13 protein-coding genes are annotated in these 14,159 nt (G+C 61.5%); 4 read left to right on the top strand and 9 right to left on the bottom strand.

Going from position 1 to position 14,159, the window contains the following annotated elements; all coding sequences use genetic code 11:
- Nucleotides 1-2: 2 nt before the first annotated feature.
- Nucleotides 3-1,424 carry an APC family permease gene (locus B9H00_RS09780; RefSeq protein WP_086900498.1) on the bottom strand — a complete coding sequence of 474 codons (1,422 nt, stop codon included), beginning with the start codon at nt 1,422-1,424 and terminating at the stop codon, nt 3-5.
- A 200-nt stretch (nt 1,425-1,624) separates the two neighbouring features.
- On the opposite strand from B9H00_RS09780, the gene B9H00_RS09775 reads away from it, so the two are divergent.
- The gene (locus B9H00_RS09775; RefSeq protein WP_086900497.1) at nt 1,625-3,064 is read left to right on the top strand and encodes an aminotransferase-like domain-containing protein; all 1,440 of its coding nucleotides are present in this window, start codon (nt 1,625-1,627) and stop codon (nt 3,062-3,064) included.
- Nucleotides 3,065-3,100: 36 nt separating this feature from the next.
- On the opposite strand, the gene B9H00_RS09770 is transcribed toward B9H00_RS09775, so the two are convergent.
- From B9H00_RS09770 to B9H00_RS09755, 4 genes are all read right to left on the bottom strand, one after another.
- The gene (locus tag B9H00_RS09770) at nt 3,101-4,273 is read right to left on the bottom strand and encodes an ABC transporter ATP-binding protein (protein ID WP_086900496.1); all 1,173 of its coding nucleotides are present in this window, start codon (nt 4,271-4,273) and stop codon (nt 3,101-3,103) included.
- Between the two features lie 7 nt (nt 4,274-4,280).
- Nucleotides 4,281-5,156, bottom strand: a complete 876-nt coding sequence (locus B9H00_RS09765; protein WP_086900495.1) for a carbohydrate ABC transporter permease — start codon at nt 5,154-5,156, stop codon at nt 4,281-4,283.
- Nucleotides 5,153-6,052 carry a carbohydrate ABC transporter permease gene (locus B9H00_RS09760; protein ID WP_086900494.1) on the bottom strand — a complete coding sequence of 300 codons (900 nt, stop codon included), beginning with the start codon at nt 6,050-6,052 and terminating at the stop codon, nt 5,153-5,155. Before B9H00_RS09760 ends, B9H00_RS09765 begins: the two co-directional genes overlap by 4 nt.
- Nucleotides 6,053-6,122: 70 nt before the next feature.
- Nucleotides 6,123-7,403 (bottom strand): ABC transporter substrate-binding protein, encoded by a 1,281-nt coding sequence (locus tag B9H00_RS09755; RefSeq protein ID WP_211329621.1) that lies wholly within the window; start codon nt 7,401-7,403, stop codon nt 6,123-6,125.
- A gap of 265 nt (nt 7,404-7,668) precedes the next feature.
- On the opposite strand from B9H00_RS09755, the gene B9H00_RS09750 reads away from it, so the two are divergent.
- Nucleotides 7,669-8,532 (top strand): arginase family protein, encoded by an 864-nt coding sequence (locus B9H00_RS09750; RefSeq protein WP_086900492.1) that lies wholly within the window; start codon nt 7,669-7,671, stop codon nt 8,530-8,532.
- A complete protein-coding gene (locus B9H00_RS09745; RefSeq protein ID WP_086900491.1) occupies nt 8,520-9,275 on the top strand; it encodes a 3'-5' exonuclease in 756 nt (251 codons plus the stop codon). The genes B9H00_RS09750 and B9H00_RS09745 overlap by 13 nt, the downstream gene beginning before the upstream one ends.
- On the opposite strand, the gene B9H00_RS09740 is transcribed toward B9H00_RS09745, so the two are convergent.
- Both B9H00_RS09740 and B9H00_RS09735 read right to left on the bottom strand, forming a co-directional pair.
- Nucleotides 9,272-9,682 carry a carboxymuconolactone decarboxylase family protein gene (locus B9H00_RS09740; RefSeq protein WP_086900490.1) on the bottom strand — a complete coding sequence of 137 codons (411 nt, stop codon included), beginning with the start codon at nt 9,680-9,682 and terminating at the stop codon, nt 9,272-9,274. The genes B9H00_RS09745 and B9H00_RS09740 overlap by 4 nt on opposite strands.
- Nucleotides 9,679-10,050 carry a MerR family transcriptional regulator gene (locus B9H00_RS09735; RefSeq protein WP_086900489.1) on the bottom strand — a complete coding sequence of 124 codons (372 nt, stop codon included), beginning with the start codon at nt 10,048-10,050 and terminating at the stop codon, nt 9,679-9,681. Before B9H00_RS09735 ends, B9H00_RS09740 begins: the two co-directional genes overlap by 4 nt.
- On the opposite strand from B9H00_RS09735, the gene B9H00_RS09730 reads away from it, so the two are divergent.
- Complete coding sequence (locus tag B9H00_RS09730; RefSeq protein WP_236944246.1) at nt 10,049-10,558, top strand: hypothetical protein; 510 nt, start codon at nt 10,049-10,051, stop codon at nt 10,556-10,558. The two genes, B9H00_RS09735 and B9H00_RS09730, sit on opposite strands and share 2 nt — an antisense overlap.
- Before the next feature lie 50 nt (nt 10,559-10,608).
- Here B9H00_RS09730 and gyrB read toward each other — a convergent pair whose 3' ends face one another.
- Together gyrB and recF are read right to left on the bottom strand one after the other, a co-directional pair.
- The gene (gyrB, locus tag B9H00_RS09725) at nt 10,609-13,026 is read right to left on the bottom strand and encodes a DNA topoisomerase (ATP-hydrolyzing) subunit B (protein WP_086900488.1); all 2,418 of its coding nucleotides are present in this window, start codon (nt 13,024-13,026) and stop codon (nt 10,609-10,611) included.
- Nucleotides 13,027-13,039: 13 nt separating this feature from the next.
- On the bottom strand, nt 13,040-14,137 hold the full coding sequence (gene recF / locus B9H00_RS09720; protein ID WP_086900487.1) for a DNA replication/repair protein RecF: 1,098 nt from the start codon (nt 14,135-14,137) through the stop codon (nt 13,040-13,042).
- Nucleotides 14,138-14,159 lie beyond the last annotated feature (22 nt).

Below are 14,159 nucleotides of genomic sequence, written 5' to 3'. Positions count from 1 at the left end.
TGTCAGCGGTGATAAACGTCCTGCATGACCCGGTCACTGAACGCTCGTCCATAGCGGTTGAGCGCAAAGAAATACATCGCCAGACCCAGGATCATCCAGCCTCCGAACACCCCCCACTCAATACCGGTCAGCGCCGACGGGCTACCCGGCAGATAAAGACAGGCCATGGCCAGTGACAGCAGCACCGCCAGCGCGCCGACCACACGACCATTGCTCACCCTGAAGGGGCGATCCATCTCGGGCTCACGCTTTCTGAGCACCATGAAGGACAGCGCCACGAACAGATAGGCGATCACGATGCCCAGACCACCGGCATCCACCAGCCACACCATGGCCGGGCGGCCCATGAAGGGCGCAATCGTCGACAAGAGACCGATCATGATGATGGCATTGGTCGGTGTCTTGTACTTCGGATGCAGCTTGCCCAGAAAGGCCGGCAGCATGCCGGAGTGCGCCAGCGCATAGATGGCCCGTGACCCGCCGATATAAAACGCGTTCCAGCTGGTGATGATGCCGGCAATGCCTGCCAGAACCATCAGCTTGCTGCCCCAGACGCTGCCCATGACAGCCGCCATGGCATCCGGGACGGAGAGCGAGCTGCCTTCAAGCGCCGGCTGATCCAGCATCAGACTGGTGCCCAGTACGATCAGCGCATACCAGGCTACCGCCATCAGAACCGAGGCAATCAGCACCTTGCCGATATCGCGAAACGGCAGATCGATCTCCTCGGCCGCCTGCGGGATCACGTCAAAGCCCACGAACAGAAAGGGCACCATGACCAGCACCGCCATGATGCCGCCGGCGAACCCGCCGCTGGCGTCATGGTTAAAGAGCGGCGTCATGTTGGCCGCCTCACCGGTAAAGAGCGCGCCGGTAATGAACAGCACGCCCACGATCAGAATCAGACCGGTCACCAGTTTCTGGATCAGTGCCGCTGTGGTGATGCCGATGTAATTGATCGCCATCATGATCAGCGAGCCGATGACCCCGACGGCGACCCAGCTGGCCTTGACGTCCCACCCGGCCACGGTCCAGAGATGACCCACGTCATAGCCGGGGAAAAGCTGCTCGATCACGGTGGGCAGAGCCACCGCTTCAAAGGACACGACGCTCACATACCCCAGCACGATGCTCCAGGTGCAGATAAAGGAGGCAAAGTGGCCGAGGGCGCGATAGCTGTAGACGTGCTCACCGCCCACCTTGGGCATGGCCGAGGCCAGCTCGGCATAGGTCAATCCGACCAGCAGGACCGCGATGCCGCCAATGATGAAGGCAATGATCGCGCCCACACTGCCGGCATCAAGAATCGCCCCGCCGGTCAGAACGATCCAGCCCCAGCCGATCATGGCGCCAAAGGCCAGTGCCAGCACATCGGTGCGTGCCAGAACGCGGACCAGTTCGCGTGGTTTGGTGGTGCTCTGCATAGAATTTATCCGTCATTATTGTGGTCTTTCAGGGCCGGGAGGATGTTGTGCCATATCACACGGCCTGTTGTGTCTCCCTGCTCACACGCTACCACTGTCCCGCGCCTGGTACGTGAACCACTTGTGTGTTCAGGTAGACCACTGCCGGACACCACCGCCATAATGATCCTCTCTCCTGTCACCCTGCCCGGACCCGAGTCATGCAGCGATCTGTCGAAGAGGCTCTAAGGGACATCGAAACGGCCTGGCAACGTCAGCCCGACCGGCTGAGCAAGCAGGTACGTCTGGAGCAGGTCCTGACGACGCTGATCGAGCAACAGTGGGTCGATGGCCAGCGCCTGCCGGCCCATCGTCATATCTGCCAGCGTCTGGGGGTGGCGCGTAATACCCTGGCCGGCGTCATCGAGCTTTTGCAGTCGCGTCATCTGCTGGCCACCCAGCATGGCCGCGGCAGCTGGAGCCGACGCCCGGGGGTATCACCGACCATGACGCAGGATTCGCCGCTGGCCCTGTCGCAGCGCGCGCACCGGATTCTTGGGACCAGTGGGGCCAGCCCGATCCAGAGCGGCGCCTTTGTGCCGGGCATTCCCGACATTGCCCGCTTTCCCATGCGACGCTGGCGCACGCTCTACGCCACCCTGACCGTGCCGCAAAACGCGCTGCTGCTGTCCTATTCCAGCGGGGGCTACGGGCCATTAAAGCGCGAGATCGCCCATTTTCTACGCCGCGGCCGCGGCATCGAATGCGCCCTCGAACAGATCATCATTACCGATGGCACCCACCATGGCCTGGAGCTCTGCGCCCTGGCGCTGGCCGATCACGGCGATCGGGTGGTGATGGACTCGCCCTGCTACTGGGGCGCACGCAATGTCTTTCAGGCCACGGGGCTTGGCATCGAACAGTGCCGCTGGCTGCCCGGCAACGGCTATGGCGAGATGTCAGCGGTGACGCCCGCCCCGCGTCTTTTATATCTGACCGGCGCCCGCCATTATCCGCTGAGCGTGCCGATGCCCATCGAGGACAAGCGTGCACTGGTCGAGCACCTGTCTCCCGACATTGTGATCGAGGACGACTACGAGTTCTTCGAGATGGGGCATCGGGAGCTGCTCTTCTCGCCGGAGGACGGCCACACCATTCTGGCCGGATCGTTTTCCAAGCTGATGTTTCCGGGACTGCGGCTCGGGTATCTGGTTGTGCCCCGCGCGCTGAGCGGCGCCCTCAACAAGGTCCGAAGCGAAGTCTTTCGTGAAGGGCGCATGCTGGATCAGGCAGTGCTGGCGAAGTTCATGGCCGATGGTGATCTCGACCGCTGGTGTCGGCGCATTCATCGCGACTACCTGCAACGCCAGCAGACCCTGCATGACCTGCTGGCCGGCCTGCCGGGCGTGATCGATATTTCGCCCCCGGCGGGCACCATCACGCTGTGTGTGACGCTGTCTTGCGACATTGATGACGTGCGCCTGTCACGTTACCTGCTCAACCATTACCGGCTGGTGGTCAAGCCGCTCAGCCCGGTCTGTGCTGACGATGACCCTCGTCGCGGGCTGGTGCTGGGTATCGGCATGGTCGAAGGGGACACGCTGGAGCGTCTGGGACGACAGCTCGCCGAGGGTATTCGCCGATTTATCGAGGGTCGTTGAATCGCCACACCTGCCCGACCCCGTTACCCGCTGTCGTCATGCCTTCTGACTGAAGGCCGCTTCACGAGCGGCCGCCTCGGTGGTGGTCGCTGCCTCATCGCGAATACGCGCCTCGGTTTCGGGATCGAATGCCACCATGCGTGAGACATCAAAGGCAAAGCGGGTCGACTGGCCCGGGCTCAGCGGTGCACCGGGGCGCATGCGCGCGTTGATGCTGCGCCCACCCAGCTGCGTCACCACGTAGAGATCGGCACCGGTGGGCTCGACCAGTGCCACCTCAAGCGTTGCCTCATGGATCTCGCCGTCTTCACGATTGGCGCTGGCCGGATCGGTGATCGCCTCCGGGCGCAGCCCGAGCATCACGTCCCGGTCACACCACGCCTCGAGCGCCGCGCGGTCGCGCACGATCGGCAGCGTCACATCGCCCGAGGGCGACGCCATGCGGGCTACCAGCGCCCCGTCCTTACGCTCAATGCGGGCAGTGACCAGATTCATCGATGGTGAGCCCATAAAGCCCGCCACGAAGAGGTTGTTGGGATCATCGTAGACCGACTGCGGCGTGCCCAGCTGCTGCAGTTCGCCGCCGCGCATTACCGCGATGCGGGTCGCCAGCGTCATCGCCTCGATCTGGTCGTGGGTGACGTAAACGATGGTGGTGCCCAGGCGCTGATGAAGCTGCTTGATCTCGGTGCGCATGTCGACACGCAGCTTGGCATCCAGATTCGACAGCGGCTCGTCGAACAAAAAGAGCTGCGGCTCGCGGACCAGCGCGCGCCCCATCGCCACGCGCTGACGCTGACCGCCGGAGAGCTGGGCCGGCTTGCGATTCAAAAGGTTCTCGATCTGCAAAAGCTCGGCGGCGCGCTGAATCGCTTCGCGGCGTTTGGCCTTTGGGACCTTGCGCATCTCGAGTCCGAAACCGATATTGCCGGCCACCGTCATGCTCGGATAGAGCGCGTAGGACTGAAACACCATGGCGATATCGCGTCGCGACGGATGCAGATCGTTGATCCGCTCACCGTTGAGCAAAAGCTCACCTTCGCTGATGGCATCAAGCCCCGCGATCATGTTCAAAAGGGTCGACTTGCCACAACCCGACGGCCCGACCAGCACCAGAAAGTCGCCCTTCTCGATGGCGATGTCGATGCCCTTGAGCACGTGGGTGTCGCCAAAGCGCTTGTGGACGTTGTGAATATGTAAAAAGCTCATGAATGCCTCAGCCCTTGACCGATCCTGACATCAGACCGCGCAGAAAGTATTTGCCCGCCAGGATATAGACGATCAGCGTCGGCACCGCCGCTACCATCGCCGCCGCCATGTTGACGTTGTACGCCTTCACACCCGTGGAACTGTTGACCAGATTGTTAAGTGCCACCGTGATCGGCGCGCTGTCGCCGGAGGTAAAGGAGACGCCGAACAGGAAGTCGTTCCAGACGTTGGTGAACTGCCAGATGATCGTCACCACGATGATCGGAATCGAGGCCGGCAGCAGAATGCGAAAAAATATGGTGAAAAAACCGGCCCCGTCGAGCTTGGCCGCCCGCACCAGCTCGTCGGGAAAGCTCTCGTAGAAGTTGCGAAAAAACAGCGTCGTAAAGCCGATCCCGTAGACAACGTGCACCAGTACCAGCCCCGTGGTGCTGTTGGCGATATGCAGGATGCCGAGTACCCGCGCCATCGGCAGCAAAATGATCTGAAACGGAATGAAGCAGCTGAACAGGATCAAGCCGAAAACGATCTTGTGGCCTCGAAAGCGCCACTTGGTCAGCACATAGCCGTTGAACGCCCCCAGAAGCCCCGAGATCAGCACTGCCGGCACCACAATCTTGATGCTGTTGAAGAAATAGCCGTGCACGCCGCTGCACTCGAGCCCGATGCAGGCACTGCCCCATGCCTCACGCCACGGCGCGAAGGTCCACGTTTCGGGTAGCGCGAGCATGTTGCCCTGATGAATCTCCTCAAGTGGCTTGAATGAGGTCACCAGCATCACGTAGAGCGGCATCAGATAGAGCACCGCAAACGCCAGGAGTACGGCGTAGAGCAGCGCGCGCCCAAAGGGGTTGCGACGCGCGACGGTAGATCCGGCACTCATGATCGAGGCTCCCGCAGTTCGGAATAGAGATAGGGAATGATCAGCGCCGCAATCACCGCCAGCATGAACACGGCGCTGGCCGCGGCGATGCCCATCTCGTTGCGCGAAAACGCATAGGAGTACATGAAGGTCGCCGGCACCGCGGTAGCATTACCCGGACCACCGCCGGTCATGGCGACGATCAGATCAAAGCTCTTGATCGCCAGATGTGCCAGCACCACGATCGCGCTCAAAAAAACCGGGCGCAGCTGGGGAATGATGATGCGGCCATAGATCTTCCAGGTTGGCGCGCCATCGATCTGGGCGGCCTTGATCATTTCGCCATCAATACCCCGAAGACCTGCCAGGAACATCGCCATGATAAAGCCGGTCGCCTGCCAGACGGCGGCGATCACCACCGTATAGATCGCCATTTTGGCGTCGATCAGCCAGTTGAAGCTGAAACTCTCCCAGCCCAGCGAGTGCATGGTGCGCTCAAGCCCCAGGCCAGGATTGAGAAACCACTGCCAGGCCGTGCCGGTGACGATGAACGACAGCGCCATCGGGTAGAGATAGATGGTTCGCAGCGTGCCCTCGGCGCGAATGCGCTGATCCAGAAGGATCGCCAGCAAAAGCCCCAGCACCGTGCAGATGACGATATAGAGCAGCCCGAACACCCAGATGTTGTGCAGCGCGATGCCCCAGGTCCAGGAAGACCACAGCCGCGACCACTGCCGGGTGCCGGCCCAGGTGTAGTCCGGCAGCATTCCCGAATTGCTGAAGGAGATCCAGGTCGTCCAGAGAATGAAGCCGTAAACGAAAAAGAGCACCAGCACGAACGACGGCGAGAGGACAAGCCTTGGCAGCCAGTGCTGCAGGCGATCGCCGATGCCCCGCGAAGAGGGTGATGTCGACATCGAAAACCTCGGATCAGGACCATGGCCCCGCCAGGGGTGGCGGGGCCGGTTGCGTCACATCACTGCTCGATCAGGAGCGCGCGCCCTGCACTGCCATTGCCAGCTGCTCGGCGGCCACGTCGCTGGGCATGTCGCTGTTGACGAATGAGGAGATGATGTCGAAGACCGCATTTTTCACGCTCGCAGGCGCAGCGTAACCATGCGCCATGCTGCCCATTAGCGTGTTGCTTTTGGCAGCCGCCTTTGCCTGCTCGTAACCGCGTTTGGCACAGGCATCGAGCTCATCAGAGGAGAGATCGGTACGCGCCGGCACCGAGCCCTTGAGCTGGCTGAAGGTGATCTGAAATTCCGGCGAGCCGATGATCTCGGCCATGGTGCGCTGCATCGCCTGCTGCTGTTTATCATCGGTCTTGAACATGATCATCAGATCGCTGTTAAAGGTCACCGCATCCTGCGTCCCCGGTGTGCGGAAGCACATGAAATCCTGCTCAGGCTTGAGACCGGCGTTGAGGAACTCGCCCTTGGCCCAGTCACCCATGATCTGATAGAGCGCGTCGCCCTTGATGACCATCGCGGTGGCCAGGTTCCAGTCACGGCCCGGGGAGTTGTCATCCTTGTACTGCAAAAGCTCCCGGAAGCGATCAAACGATTGGGTCATGGTGTCGGAATCCAGCGCCTCTGGATCAAGATCGATCAGGGCCTGGCGATAGAAGTCAGCGCCGCCGGTGGCCAGCACCACGTTTTCAAACACGGTCGCGTCCTGCCACGGCTGGCCGCCATAGGCCAGACCGGTATGACCGGCGTCCTGGGCCTTCTTCATCGAGGCAATGAATTCTTCCCAGCTACTAGGCTGCTGGATGCCGAGTTCATCCATCATCGACTTGTTGGCCCACACCCAGTTGGTCGAGTGAATCTCGAAGGGAGCAGCAATCCAGTGGCCATCGCTCTTGGCAAAGCGCTGAATCGGCTGCGGGAAGACCTCGTCCCAGTTGCCGGCCTTTGCCACGTCATCCAGCGAGCTCAGCGCATCGCGGTCGGCCCAGTCCTGGGCGTCATAGCCCAGCACCTGCGCCGCGGTCGGCGGATTGTTGGAGGTGATACGCGAGCGCAGCACGGCCATCGCGTTGGTGCCTGCACCGCCCGCGACCGGCATGTTCTTCCAGCCGATACCGTCATCTGAAAGCTTGTCCTTGAGCGCACCAAGGGCCCTGGCCTCACCGCCGGAAGTCCACCAGTTGAGCACTTCGACCTCGCCCTTGTCGGTGCTCTCCTGAGCAAAAGCCGTCGACGACAGCGCGATGGCCAGCGGTATGACACCGGCCATCAGGCACTTGTTGAACATGGTTGTCATGGCGTGCGTCCCTTGTGTTGTTGTTAAGGCGAGTCGATATCGTGATCAGGGGGACCCACGAGGGCGGGCGCGAACGTGGGCGGTAAAGAACTATTACTCAGGCATTAGCGCCTCACAATACAACCATCGACGCAGACCACGGGGCGTCTTGCGAGGCACTCACCGAGATCGGGCAGCAACGTCGTAGCACCTTTATGGCCGCATCCTGGTGTGATCCCACCGACACCATGTCATGATCAGATCCTTCCTCTGACACGGAGCTTTCATGGTGCAGCAGTCCCCCATTACCGCGCCGGCCCCCTTGATCTGTTTTCAGGGCAATTGTGCCGGTCGCAACACGCTGGGCATGACCGGCGCGCTCGCCCTTGCTCAGCACCTTGCCCGACACCTGGAGATTCCCCTTCAGACCCTGGGCGCGCCGGGTCGCGCACTACCGGGCGGCTGGGAGCAGGTGCTGGAGGCCATTACGCCCGATTTCGTCTCGATGGGCCGTTACCTGGAAAAGATCATGATCTCGGGCAAGCGCCCGGTGCTGACCATGAGCCGCTGCGCCGGGGGGTTGGCCACCCTGCCGGTGGTCGCGCGCCAGCACCCCGAGGCGTGCATCGTCTGGTTTGATGCCCACGGTGATCTCAATACGCCGAAAACCACCGGCTCGGGCTATCTCGGCGGCATGGTGATTGCCGGGGCTGCCGGCCTCTGGGACAGCGGGCTGGGCAGCGACCTGAGCCTGGATCAGGTCATTCTGGCCGGCGCTCATCAGCTTGACCCCGACGAGCAGGCATTGATCGATGGCGGACTGGTGTGTCATCTGCCCTCTTCCGGGTTGAATGCCGAGACACTGCGGCACGCCATCAACGGCCGCCCGGTCTATGTTCATCTGGACTGCGACGTGCTCAATGCCGGCGTGGTGCCCAGCGATTATCAGATTGAGGGAGGACTCACACCACAGGCGCTGGACGCATTGATGACAGCCTTGGTCGAGGAAAACGTCATCGGCATGGAGATTGCCGAACTCGAATCCCACTGGCCGGGACAGTCCGAGCCGGCCGATGTGACGGCACTGGTCGAGATACTGGCACCGCTGGCCAAAAGGCTTTTGTCCGTGGATGCACCATGCGCGCCCTGATCCATGACTTTGAAACGGCCGGCGGCCGGGCACGCGACTGCGGCGTGGTGCAGCTGGCCGTCCTGGGGGGCGCGCTGGGAAGTGACGGCGATTTTGATCAACAGTGGCAGTCCTGCGAACGCTACCACCCGGGCGGGCCGATTGACCCGGCGACCACCCGGGTGCATGGCTTTCATGACAGGGATGTCGCGCACTGCCCCGACTATCGCCATGCCATCCCGCAGGTCTATCGCGAGGCCGCCCGCCAGGGGTTTGATGCGCTGGTGATCGGCTACAGCAATACCAGTTTCGACAACGTGATCGCGCGCCGGCTGGGCTGTCGTCCAGGGCGCAGTCTGGACCTGTTCATTCCTGCCTATCGGCTCAAAAAGCGCGACGGTCTGGCAAGCGCGTCACTGGGCAACATGTATCGCGAACTGACCGGTGACGAGCCGACCCACGCCCACGATGCGCTCTTTGATGTGACCATGACCGCAGCGCTGATCACGCCGCTGATGGCGCGCTTTGGCTTCACCGGATTTGCCCCCTTTCTCGACTGGGCTACCACCGGACAGCCCGTGCCCGGCATGCGCCTACGCTATGGTCCGGCCCGCGGACACACCATCGAATCACTCGATGATGACGCTCTGACCCAGGCGCTGACCGGCTGGCGCGGTGGCAGCATCGATGTGCTGGCCTCGCTCGAGGCTGAATATACCAGGCGTGGCCTGACCGCACGCCCCGAGCAGGGACGACTTTTCTAGAGGCTTTCCTGCTCGGCATGGGTCGCGCGATCGGCAAACACCTCTTTTGCGATAAAAAGCCCGTTCAGGGCGGCCGGGAAGCCGGCGTAGACCGCCATCTGCATGATAATTTCGACAATCTCCTGCTGACTCACTCCAACATTGAGCCCGGCCTCGATATGCACCTTCAGCTGAGGGGCAGCTGTGCCCATCGCCGTGAGTGCCGCGATGGTGGCGATTTCACGCTCACGCAGGGCAAGTCCCGGGCGCGAATGGATATCACCGAAGGGAAACTCCAGCAGATAGGTCGCAAAGTCGGGGGCGATATCAGCCAGTGCGCTGACCACCTTTTCGCCGGCGTCACCATCAATGGCCGCCAGGGCCTGACGGCCGCGGATCAGTCGATCACTTTCACGGGGTTGGTTCATTTTTCGGGTGTCCTCTCATGATGGGCGGCGTGATAGCCTTCGATCTTGGTATCCAGTACCTCAAGCGATGCCTGAAGCAGACGTACATGCGCCCGAACCCGCTCGCGATGGGCTTCGAGCAGCGCGCAGCGTTCCAGTGCGGTGTCTTCTCCGCGGGCGCGCAGTGCGGCGTAATCGAGCATTTCACGAATCGGCATACCGGTGGCGCGCAGGCGTTCCAGAAAGGCCAGCCATGCCAGCACGCTGGCGTCATAGTCGCGCTGCCCCGAGCCATCGCGCCGGGGCGGCGGCAGCAGTCCGATACGCTCGTAGTAGCGCAGCGTATGGGCCGAGCGCCCCGAACGTCTGGCCAGTTCTCCAATTTTCATGCATCCCTCCCGTACGGATGACGAAGAGGTTACGGCCTGGAGCGCACTCCAGGTCAAGCAAAAGGATCACGTCACGACCGCTGCCGTTCAAACCACATTGCCCGTCATTCAAAAGGAACCCTCCGGTTGTGGCATTGCCGCCTGCGCGGCACTGGCCGGACTGACGTACGACACCGCCCGCAGCCACGCCGCCGAGCTGGGTATTCATGCCGGTGATCGCACGCTCTGGTCGAACACGGCCCATGTGAGAAGACTGCTGCGTGCGCTGGACATTGATACGGACCCGAACGAGCGTCCCTTTACCGGCTGGGAGGATCTACCGGATCGGGCGCTGCTGGCGATCAAGTGGCGCCTCATCAACGGGGTGCCCTTCTGGCACTGGGTCGTGTTCGTGCGCGAGGCGGGAGAGAGTGTGGTGCTGGACTCAAAGGCGGCACTCAAGAACAACGTGCGCCGTGACTTTGCCCGCATGAAGCCAAAGTGGTGGATCGAAATCGGCCCGGCATAAAAAAACCGGAGCACAGGGCTCCGGTTGGATCAGACGCGAAGATGGCCGGATCAGATATCCAGATTCGCGACCAGGGCGTTTTGTTCAATGAAGTCACGACGCGGCTCGACTTCATCGCCCATCAGGGTGTTGAACATCATGTCGGCGCCGATGGCGTCCTCGATGGTCACCCTGAGCATGCGGCGGCTTTCCGGGTCCATGGTGGTTTCCCACAGCTGATCCGGGTTCATCTCGCCCAGCCCCTTGTAGCGCTGAATGCTGAAGCCGCGACTGGCCTCGGCCATCAGCCAGGTGAGGATGTCGTGGAAGTTCTCGACCGGCTTTGACCGCTCGCCGCGGGCAATGTAGGCACCCTCTTCAAGCAGACCGTCAAGCGCCCGGTTGAGCGCGACCATGGCGGCGTAATCGGCCGACTGGAAAAAGCCCAGACCCAGTGGGTAATCGGTTTCTACCCCGTGAGCACTTAGAACCGCCGCCGGCAGGTACAGGCCGCGTTCTTCACTATGCACCAGACGGAAGGTATAGCGCGGGCCGCCTTCATAGGCGATACGCTCGTCCAGATCCGCCTGCAGAGTATCGGACCAGCGTGTCATGGCGTCCTTGTCGGCCAGCATCTCTTCGCTGACCGGGTCGGCGTAAATCAGACGCTTGAGCACGTCGGCCGGATAGACACGCGCCAGACGATCCAGTCGGTCCATCACGTCACGATACTGATGCACCAGCTTCTCGAGATGCTCGCCACCGATGCCCGGGGCGTCGGCGTTGACGTGCAGCTGCGCGCCATCAAGGGCGGTTGTGGTCAGATGCTGGATCAGTGCTGCCTCATCCTTGAGATACATCTCGTTCTTGCCGCGCTTGATCTTATAGAGCGGCGGCTGGGCGATAAAGATGTGGCCGCGCTCGATCAGCTCCGGCATTTGACGGAAGAAAAACGTCAGCAGCAGGGTTCGAATGTGCGAGCCGTCGACATCGGCGTCGGTCATGATGATGACCGAGTGATAGCGCAGCTTGTCAGCATTGAATTCTTCACGGCCAATGCCGCAGCCCAGTGCCGTGATGAGCGTGCCGACTTCTGCCGAGGAGAGCATCTTGTCAAAGCGCGCCTTCTCGACGTTGAGGATCTTGCCCTTGAGCGGCAGGATCGCCTGAGTACGACGATCACGCCCCTGCTTGGCACTGCCACCGGCAGAATCACCCTCGACCAGGTAGAGCTCCGAACGGGTCGGGTCCTTTTCCTGACAGTCGGCAAGCTTGCCGGGCAGACCGGCAATGTCGAGCGCACCCTTGCGGCGCGTCATCTCGCGGGCCTTGCGGGCGGCGTCGCGGGCGCGGGCAGCGTCAATCATCTTGTTGACGATCGCCTTGGCGTCAGCGGGATTTTCCAGCAGATAATCGGAGAGCTGGCGGCTCATTTCCTGCTCGACGGCCGTTTTCACCTCGGAGGAGACCAGCTTGTCCTTGGTCTGGGAGGAGAACTTCGGATCGGGCACCTTGACCGAGATAATCGCGGTCAGACCTTCACGGGCATCATCGCCGGAGGTCGCGACCTTGGATTTCTTCTGCAGCTCTTCAGCCTCGATGTAGCTGTTGAGGCTGCGGGTCAGCGCGCCGCGGAAACCGGCCATGTGCGTGCCGCCGTCGCGCTGCGGAATGTTATTGGTGTAGCAGAAGATGTTTTCGCTGTAGCTGTCGTTCCACTGCATCGCCACTTCTACCGCAATGCCATCCTCGCGCTCGGCATTGAAGTGAAACACCGGATTGATGGTGGTGCGATTGGTGTTGAGATGGTCCACAAAGGCACGCAGACCGCCCTCGTAGTGGAACAGCTCCTCGCGACCATCACGCTCATCGAGCAGACGAATCGCCACACCGGAGTTCAGAAACGACAGCTCGCGCAGGCGCTTGGCCAGAATATCGTAGTGAAACTCGATATTGGCAAAGGTCTCTGCAGACGGCTTGAAGTGGATCTGGGTACCGGAACGTTCGGTATCTCCCACGATTGCCAGCGGCGACTGCGGCACGCCGTGATGATAGATCTGTTCGTGAACCTGATTCTTGCGCCAGATGGTGAGCTTGAGCTGCTCGGAGAGCGCATTGACCACTGACACGCCTACGCCGTGCAGTCCGCCGGACACCTTATAGGAATTGTCATCGAACTTGCCGCCGGCGTGGAGCACGGTCATGATCACTTCCGCCGCCGACACACCTTCGGAGTGGATATCGGTCGGAATGCCACGGCCGTCATCGGAGACGGTCACGGACTCATCGGGGTGAATGACGACCCGGATTTCACTGCAGTGGCCGGCCAGGGCCTCGTCGATCGAGTTGTCGACGATTTCAAACACCATGTGATGCAGACCGGTGCCATCATCGGTATCGCCAATGTACATGCCCGGGCGCTTGCGTACCGCGTCCAGTCCTTTAAGAACCTTGATACTCGATGAGTCGTAAGCCTGTGGTTCGCTCATTGATGCTCCCGGGTCATCGTGCCGTCGGCATGTTTGCCAGACGACCCTGTTTCACGTGAAACCTTTTTACATCGGTATCGACATGCCAGTGCCCCTCAAGCGAGGCGGGCTCGATACCGGTCAGAAAGGTCTGACAATTCATCTGTTCCAGCAGCCGACAAAAGGCGCGACGGTGCTGCTCGTCAAGTTCGGCGGCCAGATCATCGATCAGATAAAGGCAGCGGTGACGGTCTTCGTGCTCCAGAAGCCGCCCCTGCGCCAGTTTCATGGCGCTGACCACCAGTTTTTGCTGTCCTCTGGAAAGCACCTCGGACGCCGGGTAGCGGCCCATGCGCAGGCGCAGATCGGCGCGCTGAGGCCCCTGCTGGGTAAACTTCATCTGTCGGTCGGTCGCCACGCTCTCCAGCAGAATCTCCTCGAGCGGACGGCTCTTGTCCCAGCCGCGGTAATAGCGCAGGGACAGCTCCGGCAACTCGATCAGCTCGACAAGCGTTGCGTTAAACACCTCGGCAAAACGCGCCATCCAGTCATTGCGCATGGCGTCCAGTCGATCGCTCCAGCGCGCCAGTTCACGGCTCCAGAGGGCCAGCGACTGTTCGTCAATTCTATCATGTCTGAGCAGCGCATTCCGATGTTTGAGCGCACGTCTTACCCGGCGCCAGACATCGAAAAAATCGGGATAAACGTAAAACACGCCCCAGTCGAGAAACTCGCGCCGCGCAGCAGGTGCCCCTTCGATCAGACGAAAGGCATCCGGGTTGATCAGCTGCATGGGCAGGTGACGCGCCAGCTCGGCAATGCGGTCGATCTTCTCGCCGGCCACCCGCACGTTGAGGCCATCACTGTCGCGACGTCGCTCCACGCCCAGCGGCAGGGCCGGATCGCCGGTCAGGCGGCCAAACAGCGTCAGGGCTTCCTGATCGTGGGTGATGGCATGCTTGAGCTGACGGGTACGAAACGAGCGCCCCATACCCAGGATGTGCAAACCTTCCAGCAGGCTGGTCTTGCCGCTGCCGTTGTCGCCGAAAATCAGGTTGACGTGCGCACCCGGCTGCCAGGTCACGGCAGGCAGGTTGCGCAGCCCCTGAAAATGAAGATGATCAAGCGGCATGACGATCCCGAAGGGACGCGCG

Origin of the sequence: Kushneria marisflavi (assembly GCF_002157205.1) — a bacterium.
Taxonomy (GTDB): domain Bacteria; phylum Pseudomonadota; class Gammaproteobacteria; order Pseudomonadales; family Halomonadaceae; genus Kushneria; species Kushneria marisflavi.
This window is presented reverse-complemented; position numbering and strand designations above follow the sequence as displayed.